Raw genomic sequence first — 18,483 nt, 5'->3', positions numbered from 1 at the left:
ATCGTGATTACTGTATCTTGTTATCGGAATCGTCCCCATCGGGTTCGGATTTTCCGTCGTCTTCTTCAAGGATGAAATCATTCCCGGTTTCGGCCGGGCTTTCGCTGACGGGCTTGTATCCGGGGTCGGTCGTCTTCACGACACGACCATCAGCAGTATACCCGGCAACGGTTCCATCGGAAGAGGCATTGCCGCCTGAGTTATTACCAGAGCTATTGACCGGTTCCATGGGCGGCAATTCCTTGCCTTCCATGAGCAGATCGATATCCGCACCTGTGATGGTCTCACGGTCGAGCAATGCCTGAGCGATCAATTCCAACACATCAAGGTTGCCCTTGAGCAGTTCTGTTGCCTTTTCGTAGGCTTCGTCCACAAAGCGGCGCACTTCTGAATCGATCAACTTGGCCGTTTCCTCGCCATAGTCCTTGCTGTGGATGAGTTCCTTACCCAGAAAGACCTGTTCCTGATTTTCACCGAAACTCATGGGTCCGATCTTGTCGGACATGCCCCACAGGCAGACCATGTTATGCGCAGTCTTGGTGGCCCGCTCGATGTCGTTGCTGGCTCCGGTGGTCAACTGATTCAAAACGAGTTCCTCGGCGACACGGCCACCCAGAAGCATGGCAATATTATTCTTGAGGAATTCCTTGGAATAGCCGTACCGATCCTCACCAGGCAACTGCATGGTCACGCCAAGGGCGCGACCGCGGGGGATGATGGAAACCTTGTGGACCGGATCGGTACCGGGCAGGAGTTTTGCCACCAGGGCATGTCCTGCCTCGTGGTAGGCCGTGGTCCGCTTTTCATCATCGGAAAGAATCATGGAGCGCCGTTCGCGACCACCCATCATGACCTTGTCCTTGGCCTCCTCGAAATCACCCATCTCCACCCGGTCCTTGCCGAGCTTGGCTGCCCCCAGGGCGGCCTCGTTGACCAGGTTTTCCAGGTCAGCACCGGAAAAACCGGGCGTGCCGCGGGCGATGACTTCCAGATTCACTTCAGGAGACAGCGGGGTCTTGCGGCTGTGCACCTTGAGGATACGTTCCCGCCCGCGCAGATCCGGGTTGGGAACCACAACTTGACGGTCAAACCGACCGGGCCTGAGCAGAGCCGGATCAAGCACGTCGGGACGGTTGGTGGCGGCCACCAGGATAACGCCCTCGTTGGATTCAAAACCGTCCATTTCAACAAGCAACTGGTTCAGGGTCTGCTCGCGCTCGTCATGTCCACCGCCGAGACCTGCCCCGCGCTGACGGCCAACGGCATCAATTTCGTCAATGAAAATCAGACAAGGAGCATTTTTCTTGCCCTGGGCAAACAGGTCACGCACACGGGATGCGCCCACGCCCACGAACATCTCCACGAAGTCCGAACCGGAAATGGAGAAAAACGGGACATTGGCCTCTCCGGCCACGGCCCGCGCCAGCAGGGTCTTACCCGTACCGGGACCGCCCACCAGAAGGACACCCTTGGGGATACGACCTCCCAGACGGGTGAACTTGCGCGGTTCGCGCAGGAAATCGACTATCTCGGAGAGTTCTTCCTTGGCTTCATCCACACCGGCCACATCCTCGAAGGTGACCTTGGCGGTCTCCTCGTTTATGAGGCGCGCCTTGGACCGCCCAAAGCTCATGGCTCCGCGTCCACCGCTGCCACCGCCCTGCATCTGGCGCATGAAGAAAATCCAAACGCCGATGAGCAGAAGCATGGGGAACCAGGACAACAGCATGGTCAGGTACCAGGGAGATTCATCCGGCGGCTCGGCCTTAACCTCGACGCCTTTGGAGATCAGGTTCTGGATCATGTTCGGATCGTCCGGGGCGTAGGTCTGGAACGACTCGCCCGAACTCTTCACACCGGAGATCTTGGGACCCTGAATTTTTACCTGGGTCACAGTTCCGCTGTCCACCATCGACAGGAACTCGCTGTAGGACGGCGTGTCTCTGGGAACCGGGGGCTGGTTAAAAAGATTGAACAGGACAACCATCAGGATGAAGATGATCGCCCAGATAACAAGGTTTTTCATATGGTTGTTCAAAGGAGATTCCTCCGTAAGGGTCAAATGCGATGGCCCGAAAGCCGGGCGAGGTATCACTTCACAGCGATATCAAGTCTCTAGAGTAATGCCCCTGTCTCAAAAATCAAGGTGTTCACACAAAAAAGCTCCTACCCGGATTGTCCGCTACAGGGACCCGAGCCACTCTTTCAACCCGCTGATCTGCGCCAGCACGGAATCCGGACCGGTCCCGCCAGGGGATGTCCTCCGCTCGATGGCCGCCGCATAATCCAGCACGCCGAAGATATCCCCCTCGATATCTTCAGAAAATTGCTTCAATTCGGAAAGCTCCATATCTTCCAGCCCCAAGCCTTTTTTCTCGGCATAGGCCACGGCTGCGCCCGTGATGTGATGCGCATCGCGGAAGGGAACGCCCTTGGCCGCAAGATAGTCGGCCAGCTCGGTGGCATTGAGAAAACCGCGCTTCACTGTGGCGACCATCTTTTCGGGCACGAACTCGATCTGCCGGAGCATGTCGGCCATGATGCCCAAAGATGCGGACACGGTTTGATCCGCGTCAAAAAACGGCTCCTTGTCTTCCTGCATGTCCCGATTGTAGGTCATGGGCAGCCCTTTGATGAGCACCAGCAAACCCATGAGTGAACCGACCACCCTGCCCGTCTTTCCGCGCATGATCTCGCAGGCGTCGGGGTTCTTCTTCTGAGGCATGATGCTCGATCCGGTGGAATACTGATCGGGCAACTTCACATAGCCGAAATTCGGATTGGCCCAGATGATGATCTCCTCGCAGAAACGGGAGAGATGCACCATGACCAGACTGCCTGCAAACACGGACTCCAGCACAAAATCGCGATCGGACACGGCATCCATGGAGTTGGCGAAAATCTCGTCGATACCCAGGTCATCGGCCACGGCCTGCGGGTTCACCGGGTGGGTGGTTCCGGCCAGCGCGGCCGCGCCGAGCGGCATGACCCGCACCCGCTTGAGGGCGTCGGTGACGCGCGCATGGTCGCGCTTGAACATCTGGCAGTAAGCCAGCAGATGGTGCGCCAGACTCACGGGCTGGGCAGGCTGAAAATGAGTGCAGCCGGGCAGCATGGTTCCCTTGTGTTCTTCGGCGCGGGCCACGAAGACCTCGACGAGACTCGCAAGATACTGCTGCCAGCAGGCCAGACGCGCGGCCACATGCAATCTGAAATCCAGGGCCACTTGATCGTTTCGGCTGCGGGCCGTGTGCAGTTTTCCGCCCAGGGGTCCGACGATCTCTGTCAGCCGGGACTCGATGTTCATGTGCACATCTTCAAGCTCTGTCCGCCACTGAAACTCGCCGGATTCGATCTCCGCCTTGACCCGGTCAAGGCCGCCACAGATGGCCGAGGCTTCGTCAGCGGTCAAGAATCCCTGCCTGGCCAACACCCGTGCATGGGCCTGGGAACCGCGAATATCCTCGGCGTAAAGCAGCCTGTCAAAGGACACCGATTCCGAGTACGCCTCCATGGACGCGGCTGTTCCTTCGGCGAATCTCCCGCCCCACATTTTCTTTTCTGCCATAAACTACTCGCAGGAATCTTCGTTGTCTTTCCCGCCCCATTTGGACTGCTGCATCCGCCCCTTCAGCCTGAGACCCACCAGCTTGATGAAGCCTGCGGCGTCGGCCTGGTCGTAGACGTAGTCTTCCTCAAAGGTGGCCAATTCCGGATTGTACAGCGAGAACGGCGATTTGCGACCAAGCGGTACACAGTTGCCCTTGTAGAGCTTGACGCGGACAGTGCCGGTAATCTTTTCCTGGGACTTGTCGATCATGGCCTGCAACGCTTCGCGCTCGGGCGAGAACCAGTATCCATAATAGACCATCTCGGCGTATTTGGGAATAAGGCTGTCCCGCAGATGCATCATCTCACGGTCCATGCACAACCCCTCCAGATCGCGGTGGGCCGCGGCCAGGATAGTGCCGCCCGGGGTTTCATACACGCCGCGGGATTTCATGCCCACGAACCGGTTTTCGACCATGTCCACACGACCGATGCCGTGCCTGCCGCCCATTTCGTTGAGCTTGGCGAGCAAGGCCGCAGGAGAATACTTCACGCTGTTGATGGCGATGGGATCACCCGCCTCGAAATCAATGGTGATTTCCTCGGGCTTATTGGGGCACTTCTCGGGCGGCGTGATATTGCGATAGCAGTCCGGGCCGGGGGCATTCCAGGGATCTTCCAGCTCACCGCCCTCGAAAGAGGTGTGCAGCAGGTTGGCGTCAATGGACCACGGCTTCTTGCGGCTCACAGGGATGGGAATCTTGTTTTCGGTGGCGTAATTGATGAGGTCCGTCCGGGACTTCAGCTCCCATTCGCGCCAGGGGGCGATGGTCTGCATCCTCGGATTCAGAGCCATGGTGGCCAGCTCGAACCGAACCTGGTCGTTGCCCTTGCCTGTGGCACCGTGGGCCACGGCCTGGGCGCCTTCCAATTCGGCGATCTCCACCATGCGCTTGGAAATCAGCGGACGGGCAATGGCGGTACCGAGCAGGTACCGGCCCTCATACAGGGCATTGGCCCGAAACATGGGAAAAACATAATCGCGAACGAATTCCTCGCGCATATCCTCGACGTAGGCCTTGACCGCACCGGTGGCCAACGCCTTTTCTTCTATGCCGTCCATCTCTTCGCCCTGACCAAGGTCGGCGGTCATGCAGATGACTTCGCAATTGTACTGATTCTTGATCCACTTGAGGATGATGGAGGTGTCCAACCCACCGGAATAGGCCAGCACGACCTTTTCAATTTTCTGCATTATATATCCCTCGTATCCAAATAAATTATTTATATATCCATTCAAGAATGGCTTTTTGCATGTGCAACCTGTTCTCTGCCTGATCCCAGACGATGGAGGCCGGGGACTCGAACACGGCTTCAGACACTTCCTCGCCGCGATGGACGGGCAGGCAGTGCATGAACTTGGCGTCAGCAGCAGCCTTGCCCATGAGCGAATCATTGACCTCGAACCCGGCAAAGGCGGCTTCGCGCTTCTTCTGCTCTTCTTCTTGGCCCATGGAAGCCCAGACATCGGTATTGACGTAATGCGCACCGGAAACGGCCACGGCAGGGTCGCGGGTCAGGGTCACCTTTGCGCCCAGGTCCACGGCCTTGTCCAGAATGGCCTGATCCGGCTCATACCCTTTAGGGCAGGCCAGGGTCAGCTCATAGCCGAACGCGGCTGCACCGTTGATGAAGGAATGGGCCATGTTGTTGCCGTCGCCTACCCAGGCCACCTTGAGATCTTCGAGGTTCGGCGTGCGTTCATACATGGTCAGCACGTCGGCCATGATCTGGCAGGGATGGTATTCGTCGGTCAGGGCATTGACCACCGGGATATCACCGTATTCGACCAGGGTTTCCAACTTCTCCTGGCCGAAGGTTCGCACGATGAGACCGTCCGCGTATCGGGTCAGAACCCGGGCGGTGTCTTTCAGCGGCTCACTGCGGCCCAGTTGAGAATCCTTGGAAGCGATAAACACGGGATCGCCGCCGAGCTGGCGCACGCCAACCTCGAAAGACACACGGGTCCGAGTGGAGGCTTTTTCAAAAATCAAGAGCAGGGTTTTGCCAGCCAAAAGATCAGTCCGGACCTTGTTGTCCTTCATTTCCTTGGCCCTGAGCAGAACCTGCTTTGCCTCATCCCTTGGGATATCCAGAATGGTCAGAAAATGTTTGGGCATCGTACGTTTACTCCATCATCGATTGCCTTGATATAACGAAAGAGATGGAGTTTGGCCCATATCAAAATGAATGTAAAGGATTTTGGGAGGCCAAAAAAGCCGGGAAATGCAGGCGTGACGCCCATGTCCGGCCAGTGATTCCTCTGTCGAAAACAAAACGTTACGTTCGCATATCCGGCACCTAGATTTGAACCGTCACTCGCTATGGAATGGTCGGTTCTGGTAGTAGATGATAACCGCTAATGCTTCTTGAGCCAGTCATAGAATTGTTTGAGTGTCAGGATGCGGCTGGCAGGACCGCTACGAACATAGAATTCCTCACTCTTTCCAGAATCAAGGATCGCCGGAGCCGGAGCCGGTATACAATGGACGCGCAAGACCTTCTGTCCCCGGACCTCGATAACGGCGCTGTCGATGTAGCGTGAAAATTCAGTACCGATGTGCCTGTTGACCAGATTATTGAAATGCAGCAGGGCCCGGTCGTCGCTGTCAAAGTCATCTTCGCCGAACCCGGTCACGGTCCCGTCGTCCGCCACACCGACAAGCAATGTGCCCCCCTCGGAGTTGATGAAGGCGGATACGGTCTTGAGGCTGGCGTGCTCGATCTCCCGACCGTTTTTGCCGGACTTGAGGTTGAATCGCAGTGTCTGCTTGAATTCGACCCGCCCTCCTTCGCCCGAGCTGATAATATCCAGAACATCCTGCTCGGTGACAGCGGCTTCCCGGCGCATTCCAAGGGCCTCTATCCGCCCCCGGTTCCTGTGCAGAACAAACAGAACGCCAAAGGCGACCATGATCAGGACCACGGCCCCCCACTGCAGGAAGGAATCGCTGGTCAGGGTGGAAAGGACGTTATTCCTGGGTACGGCCACTCCAAGCGACATGGTGTCGCCGAAGATGGTCAGCGGCAGGGCATAAGCCCACCAGATTTCACCTTCCACCACATAGGAAAAAGGCCCGACAGGCGCATCGGTCGCCAACCGGGTGACCGCCGTCCTGACCACGGGATCGCTCAGCTCATCCGACCGCAACGGTTTGCCGCCCTGCTCGCGGACCGACTCGGTCCCCGCAGCATTGACGGACATGGCCACGCCGTTGGCCCAATAGAGAAAAATCCGTTCCGCACCGCCCTTTTCCGCACCGCCCAACTGGGACAGGATGGCATCCACGGGAAAAGCAAAGGAAAGCATGAGCCTTCCACCGCCCTGTGCTTCAACCAGGGACGAAGCCGTAACCCAAGCCCCTTCGGCATGATGAAAACTATTTGAACTTCGCCAGTTGACCTGCCCCGGCTCCAGATGTGCGAACTCTTCGCCCAAAATCCGGTTCACCTGCGGTAAGTCCACTGTCCACCCCGTAAAATCGGCATCCTGCTCGTTACCGTTTCTATAGAGAGTCCATGTCATGTTCATATGGTTTTGATCAGGGACGGCTTCGACCACTCCGCCGAACCGCCTGGTGAGCATGTATTGCAAACCCTGAACATCGCTGACAAAGGCCGCAGTCACCGCCGGATGCTTTTCAAAAACCTTCTGGAACTCCTTTCGCAGATCGCCTGGCTCGAGGCTGGAGAGCACACCTTCGCCGATTTCCCCGTTGGAGTTTCGTACCGCATTGAGTAGCACGGTTACCGCACCGGACAATCCCCGTGCGGAACTTTCCACTGCCACCACGGCCGCATCCCTGCGGATTTCCCACACGCCCCAGTAGGCCAGCGCGCCGATGGCAGCCACCGTAAAAATGACGCCGAAAAAGACAACCTGATAGAGTTCCTTGCCCCGAATGCCTCTTTTACGCTTCATGCCTACCCCGCTATCCCGCAATCGGCCTGTTCCAGAACAACCCTGTCCACGGCGCCGTCGGTCAGCGCATACATTTCCTCGCCGTGATCATACCCGGCAAGATGCAGGAGTCCGTGGGCCAGCAACCGGACCAGATGCTCCATCGGATCCTGACCGTAAAGATCCGTCTCGCGGCCAAGGGCGTCCACGGACAATGCCAGCTCCCCGAGAAATACGGCCGAGTCCTCGTCGGCATGGTCCGCCCCATGGTCTTCGACGTCCGCCGGAAAACTGAGAATATTGGTAGGGCCGGTACAGCCAAGGAATTCCTTATTGAGACGGGCTATTTCACGATCATCCACGAGCTTGAGGGAAAAGGTCTTTCCGGTCAGACCCAAGGCATCGAGAATGACATCCGTCAACGCCCCCAGCTCATGCCGGGAAAGCGGGAACCTCGGGTCAAGCCGGGTTTCGTACAAGATCTCCACATGACCGGCCGAACTCACTTGCCGTTCCTCTCATGAATGTCATAGGCCCGGACAATGCGTCCCACCAGGGGATGCCGGATGACGTCGTGTTCGTCAAAAGTGATGAACTTGACACCGGCGACATTGCCCAGGATACGCCGGGCATGAAGCAGGCCTGAATTGGAATGGACCGGCAGATCGATCTGGGTGATGTCTCCGGTGACCACCGCCTTGGAGCCGAAGCCCAACCGGGTAAGAAACATCTTCATCTGCTCCGGCGTGGTGTTCTGGGCCTCGTCCAGGATGATGAAGGCGTCATTCAGGGTACGGCCGCGCATGAAGGCGAGCGGCGCCACCTCAATGATCCCTGACTCCTGATAATCCTGAACCTTGGCGAAGTCGAACATGTCATGCAGGGCGTCGTAGAGGGGGCGCAGATAGGGATTGATCTTTTCGGCCAGATCACCGGGCAGAAAACCGAGCTTTTCACCGGCCTCGACAGCCGGGCGGGTCAATACGATGCGCTTGACCTCACGCCGGGCCAGTGCGCCCACGGCCATGGCCACGGCCAGATAGGTCTTGCCCGTGCCTGCCGGACCAATGCCGAAGGTCATGTCCGACTCGCGGATGGCGTCCAGGTATTCGCGCTGGTTCAGGGACTTGGGCGACACGGTCCGCTTGCCGGAAGTGGCGTAGACATCGCCCTTGAAAACCTCGCCTACGTCGGCTGACGGCTGACGTTCAAGAATACGACAGGCGAAATCCACGTCCTGGGGATAAATGGCCTTGCCCCGCCGGATCATGGCGTAAAGCTGGGTCAGGACCTGGGCCGCCAGGTCCGCCTTGTCCTCCTCCCCTTCCGGTAAATTGATGACAACGGAGTTTCCACGGCTTTCAATGCGCGCCCCGATGCGCTCACCCAGGAGCTTCAGGTGCTGGCCGTGAGGTCCGAAAAGCTGGCTGGCCAAATGGCCGTCGTCGAATTCAAGCTTGGTGACGGACAGAGTCGTTCCCTCCGATTATTCCTTGGCGCGCAAAAACATCCACTTGCATGCCTTGCGCTCCAGTATATTGGCTATTTCATACAGGGCCGCGCCCATGATGGACATGCCCAGGATGCCGGAGAACATGGTCAGGTAGTCCATGGCTCCCCACGCGTCCATGATCATATATCCCAGCCCCCGTGTGGTGGCAAAGGATTCCACGAAAAAAAGCACGGCCACGGACACACCGGTGCCGAGCCGCAGGGCCGTGAACCCGTGGGGCAGGGAGGCAGGAAGCAGGACCTCGCGCAACACGTCCATGTTCGTGCCGCCCAGGGACCGGACCGAATCGAAATACTTGGGATGGATGGATCGGACCCCATCCCTGGTGGTGACCAGAATCTGATAGCCGAGGATAAGCGCTATCATGGCGATCTTTGAGGTGTCGCCCAGCCCGAGCAGGAGCAGGAAAATCGGCAGGAGCACTATCTTGGGGACCGGATAGGTCAAAAAAACGAACGGGGCCAGCACGGCGTCCACGCCCGTGACGCTGCCCATGATCAATCCGAGGGGGAAGGCCACACCCCAGGCCAGGATCATGGCCGTGACAGCGCGGTAGCCGCTGACCAGGAAATGCTCCCAGAAAAGCTGCGTGCCCATGGCCTGCACCAGCGCGAACAGGGCGTCCTCCGGGTACGGCAGGATAACGCCCCCCAAGGCCAGGGCGGCCAGCTTCCACAGAATGCCCATGACCAGAACGACCAGTCCGTAGCGGAGACAGCATCTGCACATCCCTACCATAATGCCTCCACCGTATGCCGCAACTGCTTGAGCAGGGCAAAACACTCTTCGGTGTCGCGAATGCGCGCATCGCCGAATCCGGGATTCTCGAACACGGCCACGGGACGGGCCGGACGGGCCGACATGACCATGATGCGCTTGCCGAGCATGACGGCCTCTTCCAGAGAATGGGTGACCAGCACATACGGCACCTGGCTCCGCTGCCAGGTTTCCAGCAGGGCCAGTTGCAGCCGCTCACGTGTCAGGGCGTCAAGGGAGGAAAAAGGCTCGTCCAGCAGGGTCAACCGGGGGCAGGAGACAAAGGCGCGGGCAATGGCCACGCGTTGCTGTTCCCCGCCGCTCAGGTTCGCCGGATAGTCGTTGTCGCGCCCGAGAATACCGACCTCGGCCAGTTGCGCCCTGGCCCGCTCCAGCCGTTCACGCCTGCCCACGGACTGTATCTTCAGCCCCAGGGCCACGTTGTCGATGACGGAACGCCAGGGCAACAGGCCGTAATCCTGCAAAATGATGGAAACATCCGAGGTCGGAGCCGTGATGGGACGCCCGTCCAGCAACGCCCGGCCCATGTCCGGGGCGGCCAGTCCGCTCAGGAGATAGAGCAAGGTGGTCTTGCCGCACCCCGAAGGACCGACCACGGCCAGGGTCTCCCCGTTCCCGAGGGAAAAGGAAACTTCCTCGATGACGGTTTGTCCGTCATAGGATTTGGCCAGGTTCTCGGCAATCAACATACGCTAGGGAATGATCGGAGAAAGTGCGGTTTCATGCGCCACCTTGGTCTTGAGCAGTCCCTTTTCCAGCATCCATGCCTGCACCTCGTCCAGTTCCGCCGTGGTGGGCAGTGCGGGAGCAGGGAAAGGATAGACGGGAAATTCGGATACCAGGGGCTTGGGAATCCGGCAGGTCTCGGCCATGAGCTGACGATAATCCTCCGGGGCGTCGGACAAGCGCTGCACCGCCTCCCTGTAGGCGGCGATAAACCGCCTGTACGCATCGCCATCGTTCTTGAAATAGTTCTCGTGAAGACAAAGCACGGTCAGGGGCAGATCAAGATCCTCTGCCGTGGCCAAAAGCCCTCCCCCCTTGAGTCGGGCCAGGGAAAGCAGCGGCTCGGGCAGGAGCGCACTGTCCACCTGATCGGTCATGAGCATCTGGAGCCGGATGGGCATCTTCTTGATTTCCACCTGGGAGAAATGGCCCCGGTTCACGCCCAGGTGGTCCTCCATCTTGTCAGCCAGAAACTCCATGACCGTGGATTTGGACAGGGCCAGGCTCCGCCCTTTCATGTCGCCCAGATCACGATCCTTGTTGGCAGGCGAAAGCGCGATGCCGAACATGGGATATCCGGGCGTGGTGCGCCAGGAGGTCAGGGCTATGCGCATGGGAACACCCTGATGTATAAGCATGTATGTGGCGATGAGGTCGCCGAAATAACCGTCGATCCGGCCGGTCTGCATAGCCGTGTCGCGCTCCAGAGCTGACATGAACCCGACCAGCTCCACATCCAGACCATGTTTCGCGAACAGGCCGTCCTTGACCGCCACCTGAAGCGGCAGCGTATCGATGACCGGCAGGATGCCGAACCGGACGGCATGGCTCTCAGCATGGGCGGAAACAGAAAAAATCAGGGTCACAACAACAGCAAACAGAATTTTTTTCATCAAACACTTCCCCTTAACTTTGCTGGCGATGATTTAACACGGCAAAACCAGAAAGAAAAGCGGACAGGATGTGACCTGTCCGCCGTTATTCGTTGTTTTCCTGCCCGGACTAGGAAATGCTGACCCGCTCTCCAAATTGCTCACGCATGAACGCCTTCAAAGAATCCTCTGTCCTTTCGACTGTCGGAGGCAGCTTCTCGAGATTGTATAAATACACTATTTTAAATCGAATTCTGGGACCAACATTCCTTCCCACCCGATAGACTATAAAACCCGGGCCAGTAGCCGTATATCCCAGATCGGCAAGGTACTTTTTGAAAATATCCACGCCGGGTTTTTCGCTTTCAAGGTTAACAAAGCTAAAAGATTCATGATAATACTTGCCGTTCAGGCTTACCTGGTCACCTTCCTGCAGGACCCACCCGCCACGGGCCCCCCTCAAGGTTTCCCGATTAAGTATGCAAAGATCAATTGGAACATCGTCAACGGCAGAAACATACACGTCATTCACAACACTAATACTGACATCAGAATTAAAAATCGGACATATCGGACCCGCGTATTGCCCTGGTAGGCTTTCTTGATCAGGTCCTGTGACATGGCGCATATCTTCAGCCAGGACAACCGTCGGACAACCGGCACCCTGATAGACGTTCGGATCAACCGGACTGACCCGTTTGCCGTTACACCCCCCAAAAAGCAATAAAAACGCCGTGCACACCATCAAACTCATTTTCATCATATCAACTCCAACTGCCTGTTGATTATCATTAAAACAAACAATTAGGCCCTAGCATACATGATACATGATGAAAACCATTAATCCGCATATAAAATGGCTTTTACGCAACTCAATGATGCGAATGTCCCCGGACAAAACTCCTGGCCACGAGCAGAAGCGTGATCACGGCTGCGCCCACTCCCATCCAATGCGGCAACAGTTCATCCACCGTGGAGACCACAGCCCGGATATCCAGATTCAGGGCCAGATACAACTGATCCGTGGCCCAGGCCAGCCCCAGGGAACAAATAATGATGGAAAGTACGTATATCCCGGCAGCCCGCTTTCCGAGGGTCTTGAGCATGACCGTGATGGTCGCGCCGTTGGTGGCCGGTCCGGCCAGCAAAAAAACCAGGGCCGCGCCCGGGGACAGCCCCTTGAGCAGGAGCGAGGCGGCGATGGGGGTGGAGGCTGTGGCGCAGACATACAGCGGCAGGGCCACCACCAGCATGACCAGATAGGAAAAGAAACCGGTTCCGACATATTGATCCAACGCATCAGTGGGCACAATTGCACCGATGACACCGGCAATGACCACACCCACGATCAACCAGCGGCCAATATCCCCGATCATTTCCCCAAAAGCGTAGTCCATGCCGAACAGAAAACGGCCACGGATTGACTTGTCCTCTGCTGTAGAACAGGACCCGCTACTGCACCCGCACCCACCGCTGACGCATGGAGCCGGACCATTCGCCACAACCGCCAAGGGCGGATTTTCATCACCCTTGTCCGGAAACGCGTTGACCAACACCCCGGCAAAAACCGCCGTCAACATAGCGGCAATGGGTCGAATCACCATCATGACAGGGTCGATGAGAGCATAGGTCACAGCCATGGAATCCACACCGGTCTCGGGCGTGGATATCATGAAGGCCGTGGTCGCCCCCTTGCTCGCCCCCTGTCTGCGCAGCCCCAGTGCTGCGGGCAGCACGCCGCAGGAACACAGGGGCAGAGGCACGCCGATGACCGCCGCCTTGAGCACGGACCCAATGGACTTGCCGCCCAGGTGCCTGGCCATGAAGGCATCGGACACGAACCCCTTGAGCAGACCCGCCACGAAAAAACCGAACAGGACATACGGAGCGGCCTCCACCAGCACATGCCAGGATTCGGCCAATATTTTCAGGATGATATCCATCATTCAACAATTCCTTTATTAACCACCCGCGCTACGGATGAGTATGTGTTCATAAGTGTTGGCAAAAAAAAGAAAAAGGCCGGATCAGCCTTCTTCCCTGATATGATCCAACCCCTGAGAAACCATGTTGCGGACATGGTTGTCATCCAGGGAGTAGAATACGTTTTTCCCTTCCTTGCGATACCTGACCAGCCTGGCGGCCCGAAGCAGCCGAAGTTGATGAGAAATTGCGGATTGTGACATATCCAGAACCTCGGCCAAGGCACAAACGCACAATTCACCTACTGACAGGGCATAGAGGATGCGGACACGGGTATAGTCACCCAATGCCTTGAAAAGCTCGGCCAGGAAAAGAAAATCACGTTCATTCAGCATGGCCTTTTTGGCCGAATTCACGTTCTGCATATGCTGTTCCGTATTGCTACATGCCACATTCGACATAATTTGCCTCACATGAGTAAGTGTTCATTTATAGTTAGAGTATGTCGAGTCCAAACAATTGTCAAGCACTGGTACAATACCTCAAATACAAAGGCCCGGCAGACGATTTCGGATACAACCGTCTGCCGGGCCAGTATAGTGTAGCAATGCGGCTGGTTAGCCCAGACCAAGTCGGTTCAAAGTCAACATCTTCCTGCCGGAAAAGTCGAGAATCCCATCGATGAGGTCGGCATGTGCCAGACCTGCTTCCCGGACCTCGGCCATCAGGCCGATCACGGTCTTTTCCTGTGCCAGGTAGGTGAAGACCACCTCCCGGACGTCCCTCAGAGAGACAAGGCGATCGGCCCAGCCCATGCCCTCCTGATACAGCATCTTGGCCGAAACATACGCCGCCAGCAATGCAAGCTGGTGGCCGCGCGGAATGTCGTTGACAACCCGATCGCGATGCTTTTCGACCAGGACTGCCGGACAATAGGCGAGTAGGACCTGGACCAGTTCGGGATCGTCGGCAACCTTCCCGACGGTGCTTTCCAGCACCTGCAGGACCCGATCGGCCAGTGAGTTGATGGATTCCGACAGTTCAAAGGAAAGCTGGGTGATGGTCCTGGCGCCCCCGGCCAGCTTGAACTCGCGCATGAGCAGGCGGGCTTCCGCCCTGGCCCGCGCCCTGAGAATATCCAGCAATTGGACAATGTACTCGTCCTTGATCTCCATGAACTCAGCCTCGTTCAGGATGAGACCGGCCAGGATTTCGTAGGACGAGCAAATGACGCCGGTCTTGTTGGCCGAAGGACCGGGCACGACCAGCACCCCTACCCTTTCAAGCTCGGCGCGGGCATCGGACGAGATGAAGATGTTGGCCCCCTCCACAATGCCCTTGGCCGACGGGGTGCCGTCCTTGCGGAGGAACTCCTTCCAATTGGACATGTTCATGGTGTCGGGCCTTCCGCCGGAGGGAATGAAGAGATCGGCAACGGCCGTGTTGTGCAGGGTATTGCGGATACGTGTGCCGTCCGGGTCGCCTACGGAAACCACCAGTGCACCTTCGCCCTTGAGTTTGGCCTTATCGAAATCGGCGGCCTTCAGATTGCCGTCCATAAGCCGGATCAGCTCCTGATGGTCCATTCCGTCGGGATCGTAGGCCGCACCATGACCGTCGGTCATGGCCACGATACGGGCATTGTCTCCGTATTCCCGCATGAGGATACGCATGACATTGGAGGCCACGTCTCCGGCCGGGCCGCCCGTGAGCTTCACGGTGAACGGCTCGTTTTTCGGGTCAATGTTCAAGGTGCGCAACAATTCGTCGGCAAAAACGATAACCCCCTCGGAGGTGACGCCATATTTTTTGTGCGCAATCCCGGCGCCGGGCTTGGAACTCATGAAGGCACTGGGCCACTTGTACCCGCGCTTTTCGGCCCGATCCGCTATCCACTGAATATGCTCGGACGTGATATTCTCGTCCGGTCCGAGGAATATGATTTCCTCGCGACCCAGATAATCGACGATACCCGGCTGGACAAATTCCTTTGAGCCTTGCGGAATGACCAGAAGGTCGAGGAAGGAATCCACCATGGACTTCACGGCCAGATCGATGTTCCCTTCGGGACCGAGCAGAATGACCGCCTTGGAGCCGCCCTCGGGAATGTCCTTGTTCTTGAACTGTTGTGCGCTGGCCAATTTGGTGACTTCGTCAAAAAGCCGATTGGACTCGATCTCGAATTGCTCCTGGCTCCAGGTTCGTACCACCCGCACGCCACCCCGCGCCGAATCCCGGTATCTGACCTGGAAGGCGAAGCTGTAAGGCCCGTGAAAGCAATAGACGCCAAAGGGCCTCTCCGCCTTGGGCATGGGGGCCAGAATGAGCGGATCCAGCCTGAAGCTCAATCCCAACTTGTGATCCAGGTAGTAGTTTGTCCGCAGGGTATAGCGGAAGAATTTGAATATATAGGTAAGTATGTTTCGGTGTATTGAGTTGCCCACGTTCTTGATGGCCGCCCTGACAAGCTTGCGTTGCCCGGCCATGGCCTCTTCCCTGTCCCCGACGAACCCCGGATTGAAGCGAACATCGAAATAGTCGAACAGCAACTGTGCAATATCCCGATGCTTGAGGATGGCATAGACGATTTTACTCGAAGTATACGCGTGCAAGTCCTTCCTGACGAGGAACTGATGCGCGAACTCTCCGGCGGCCTGCATGAGCATGACCTGCCCCAACTCCCATCCCTCTTCGTAGGCCAGGGCCTCCAGACCGTGAGGAGCGAACCATTTGCACATTTCCAGCTGCCGTTTGAGGCGCTGCCACGCTTCGCTCTCTTCTGCAAGATCGATGCGTTCCCGGTCGAGATAAAAGCTCATGATGGCGATGGAAGGCTTGTCCCCACGCTCGAATTCGTCGGAATAGGCTCGATCAACCGGGATATTCTCATTCCCGAAGACATTGACCACCTTGAGGAGCAATGCCTTTCGCGGCGGCTGGACCATGGCGATGGAAATGCGGTCGAAACCCGGATGCACATCCTTTTCCAACAGCACCTGGACCCGCTCCTGATTTTCCACGCAATCGCAGGTCTTGAAATGCCGTATTGCCCTGCCCGCTTCAAATTTTTCTATATAGTCCTCGCTCACAGTGCCCAGGAATTTCTCGAACCCTCCGATTTCTCCGGGCTCAAGGCCGATTTCCCCTTTCAGGGCCATGCCGAGCACATCCTTCACCCGGTCATTGTCCCCGGCGCACAGGGGCTGCGGTCCGAAGACGAGGGTGTCGAGGCGTATGCTGTCGTCGCGGCTGGAATAGCTGCGTGCTATTTGGATATCCTTGTCCACATACCCTTTCAGCACCCAGCCCAGAGCATTCATGTCGCCGCCGGGAGAAATGTGGGTTACCCGAGAACCGCACGGGCTATGCAGGGCTATGGATTGTTTTTCCTCCCGCACCATGCCGGACAAGAGCGCCCGCAAATGCTTGATCTGTTCATCTTCTGTATGAGTAAGAAAGTAGTATTCCGGCATGTCGCCGTAAAACCAGGGCACCAGTGCCGCAGCCGACTCTTGAAGTGTTTCGACGACCTTTTTCTGAATTTTCGCAGGATCAACGCATAAATTCTCGGTCATTATTCATCTCCTTTCGGTTTCATGGACTTTTCTTCCATACTTTTTGTGCATGGGCATGACCAGCCCGTCAAGCATTTCTCCTCGACTTGGGGCAACCTCACGCCACATTATAAAGTCTGCATTATCAATCTAATGGCGTGGACATAAAATGTGTGGCAACGTATATTGCAACACAACGCATAAACAGAATGCGAATCCTGATCAGGGAGACACACAATGAACAAGAGTGCAATCGACACCGGCATCCTGTTGGAAACAGGCACCAACGAGTTGGAATTACTCGAATTCTATATCAATGAAATCCGCAAGGAAGGCGAAGATCCGGTCCCCAATTACTTCGGCATCAACGTGGCCAAAGTCATGCAGGTTATCGAAACGCCCAACCTCGACCCACCGGAATCGGCACCACATCCGTCATTCATGGGTACCATCCCCCTGCGTGACATCATCCTTCCGGTCCTTGACCTGTCGGTCTGGCTTGAACTGAACATGCCAAAAACCGAAAGAGACATCGTCATCGTCACGGAATTCAGCAAATCCGTCACGGGATTCCTTGTCTCCGGGGTCACGGAAATTCACCGTGTGGGATGGGGGCAGGTCATTCCGCCCTCAAGTATCCTCTCCACAAACACCGACGCCATTGTCGGCCTCATCGACAGAGGCGACTATTTCGTCCAACTTCTGGACCTGGAAACCATCCTCACCCAGTTCGAACCAGACGACGGTGTGGAAATGGCCGTGTCAGCCAATAGATACACCGTGCTCGTGGCCGACGACTCAGCAACCATCCGGGCCATGGTCAAGGCAAACCTCACCGAAACCAACTTCAATCCGATCATCACCAACAACGGGGATGAAGCGTTGCGAACCCTCATGAAGCTCAAGAATCAAGCCGAGGCTGACGGGAAAAACATCACAGAATATGTTGATCTGGTCATCTCCGACATTGAAATGCCGCTCATGGACGGTTTCAGCCTGACCAAAAATATTAAAGAAGATCCCATCTTGCAAAAGCTACCCGTTATCCTGTATTCATCCATCATCACGAAGGAATTGCGGCACAAGGGTGACTCCGTCGGCGCGAACAGACAGATTTCCAAGCCCGACCTGCACACCATTCCGCAAATTGCAATAGAACTCATTGAAGGTGGTGCGGGTTGATACAGCGCGGAGATCCTGTTCTTGAAATCTTTTTGGAAGAAACCGCCGAACGGCTCGACTCCATCGAGTCGGGCCTTCTGCGTTTGGAATCATGCGGGACAGACTGCGGAGATGAAACCATCAATTCCATTTTCAGGGACGCCCATTCAGTCAAAGCCGGCTCCAACCTGCTCAAGCTGAAGAATATCGAAGAACTCTCCCACAAGTTGGAGAACGTTCTCGAAATGATCCGCAAGGATCAGCTTACCCCTTCGGAATTGATCATCACAGCCTGCCTCGAATCCGTGGACAAGCTACGTGAACTTGTTGAAAATGTGGAAAAAAGTGATGTCATTTCCATCCGACTGCACCAACACATGTTGGAAGTAGCGATCCAGAAGACCCTGGCAATGGAATAGCACGCCACAAACGAAAAACGGCCGCATT

At 56.6% G+C, this 18,483-nt stretch carries 16 protein-coding genes; 2 read left to right on the top strand and 14 right to left on the bottom strand.

Annotation, left to right across the window (positions count from 1 at the left end):
• Positions 1-7 precede the first annotated feature (7 nt).
• The 14 genes from ftsH to DWB63_RS05460 form a co-directional block, all read right to left on the bottom strand.
• Positions 8-2,038 carry an ATP-dependent zinc metalloprotease FtsH gene (gene ftsH / locus DWB63_RS05525; protein WP_128327820.1) on the bottom strand — a complete coding sequence of 677 codons (2,031 nt, stop codon included), beginning with the start codon at positions 2,036-2,038 and terminating at the stop codon, positions 8-10.
• A gap of 144 nt (positions 2,039-2,182) precedes the next feature.
• Entirely contained in the window at positions 2,183-3,568 is a 1,386-nt protein-coding gene (gene argH, locus DWB63_RS05520) for an argininosuccinate lyase (RefSeq protein ID WP_128327819.1), read from the bottom strand.
• A gap of 3 nt (positions 3,569-3,571) precedes the next feature.
• Positions 3,572-4,804 (bottom strand): argininosuccinate synthase, encoded by a 1,233-nt coding sequence (locus DWB63_RS05515; protein ID WP_128327818.1) that lies wholly within the window; start codon positions 4,802-4,804, stop codon positions 3,572-3,574.
• A 25-nt stretch (positions 4,805-4,829) separates the two neighbouring features.
• A complete protein-coding gene (argF, locus tag DWB63_RS05510) occupies positions 4,830-5,729 on the bottom strand; it encodes an ornithine carbamoyltransferase (RefSeq protein ID WP_128327817.1) in 900 nt (299 codons plus the stop codon).
• 239 nt (positions 5,730-5,968) lie between these two features.
• The gene (locus DWB63_RS05505) at positions 5,969-7,531 is read right to left on the bottom strand and encodes an ATP-binding protein (RefSeq protein WP_128327816.1); all 1,563 of its coding nucleotides are present in this window, start codon (positions 7,529-7,531) and stop codon (positions 5,969-5,971) included.
• A 2-nt stretch (positions 7,532-7,533) separates the two neighbouring features.
• Positions 7,534-8,016 carry an rRNA maturation RNase YbeY gene (gene ybeY / locus DWB63_RS05500; protein WP_241648643.1) on the bottom strand — a complete coding sequence of 161 codons (483 nt, stop codon included), beginning with the start codon at positions 8,014-8,016 and terminating at the stop codon, positions 7,534-7,536.
• Positions 8,013-8,945 (bottom strand): PhoH family protein, encoded by a 933-nt coding sequence (locus DWB63_RS05495; RefSeq protein WP_241648639.1) that lies wholly within the window; start codon positions 8,943-8,945, stop codon positions 8,013-8,015. The genes ybeY and DWB63_RS05495 overlap by 4 nt, the downstream gene beginning before the upstream one ends.
• 51 nt (positions 8,946-8,996) lie before the next feature.
• Positions 8,997-9,761, bottom strand: a complete 765-nt coding sequence (locus tag DWB63_RS05490) for an ABC transporter permease subunit (protein ID WP_128327814.1) — start codon at positions 9,759-9,761, stop codon at positions 8,997-8,999.
• Complete coding sequence (locus DWB63_RS05485) at positions 9,755-10,489, bottom strand: ABC transporter ATP-binding protein (RefSeq protein ID WP_128327813.1); 735 nt, start codon at positions 10,487-10,489, stop codon at positions 9,755-9,757. Before DWB63_RS05485 ends, DWB63_RS05490 begins: the two co-directional genes overlap by 7 nt.
• 3 nt (positions 10,490-10,492) lie before the next feature.
• Positions 10,493-11,419 carry an ABC transporter substrate-binding protein gene (locus tag DWB63_RS05480; protein WP_128327812.1) on the bottom strand — a complete coding sequence of 309 codons (927 nt, stop codon included), beginning with the start codon at positions 11,417-11,419 and terminating at the stop codon, positions 10,493-10,495.
• Positions 11,420-11,528: 109 nt separating this feature from the next.
• Complete coding sequence (locus DWB63_RS05475) at positions 11,529-12,161, bottom strand: hypothetical protein (protein WP_128327811.1); 633 nt, start codon at positions 12,159-12,161, stop codon at positions 11,529-11,531.
• 109 nt (positions 12,162-12,270) lie between these two features.
• On the bottom strand, positions 12,271-13,341 hold the full coding sequence (locus DWB63_RS05470; protein ID WP_206613143.1) for an SO_0444 family Cu/Zn efflux transporter: 1,071 nt from the start codon (positions 13,339-13,341) through the stop codon (positions 12,271-12,273).
• A gap of 84 nt (positions 13,342-13,425) precedes the next feature.
• Positions 13,426-13,746 carry a metalloregulator ArsR/SmtB family transcription factor gene (locus DWB63_RS05465; RefSeq protein ID WP_277749738.1) on the bottom strand — a complete coding sequence of 107 codons (321 nt, stop codon included), beginning with the start codon at positions 13,744-13,746 and terminating at the stop codon, positions 13,426-13,428.
• Between the two features lie 192 nt (positions 13,747-13,938).
• Positions 13,939-16,896 carry an NAD-glutamate dehydrogenase domain-containing protein gene (locus DWB63_RS05460; protein WP_128327808.1) on the bottom strand — a complete coding sequence of 986 codons (2,958 nt, stop codon included), beginning with the start codon at positions 16,894-16,896 and terminating at the stop codon, positions 13,939-13,941.
• Between the two features lie 216 nt (positions 16,897-17,112).
• Between DWB63_RS05460 and DWB63_RS05455 the strand changes: the two genes are divergently transcribed.
• Positions 17,113-18,057 (top strand): chemotaxis protein, encoded by a 945-nt coding sequence (locus DWB63_RS05455; RefSeq protein ID WP_128327807.1) that lies wholly within the window; start codon positions 17,113-17,115, stop codon positions 18,055-18,057.
• The gene (locus tag DWB63_RS05450; protein ID WP_279593514.1) at positions 18,054-18,455 is read left to right on the top strand and encodes an Hpt domain-containing protein; all 402 of its coding nucleotides are present in this window, start codon (positions 18,054-18,056) and stop codon (positions 18,453-18,455) included. Before DWB63_RS05455 ends, DWB63_RS05450 begins: the two co-directional genes overlap by 4 nt.
• Positions 18,456-18,483 lie beyond the last annotated feature (28 nt).

Source organism: Pseudodesulfovibrio sp. S3, from assembly GCF_004025585.1.
Taxonomy (GTDB): Bacteria; Desulfobacterota; Desulfovibrionia; order Desulfovibrionales; family Desulfovibrionaceae; genus Pseudodesulfovibrio.
Note: the sequence above shows the minus strand (reverse complement) of the source record. Positions and strands in the feature narration are given on the sequence as shown.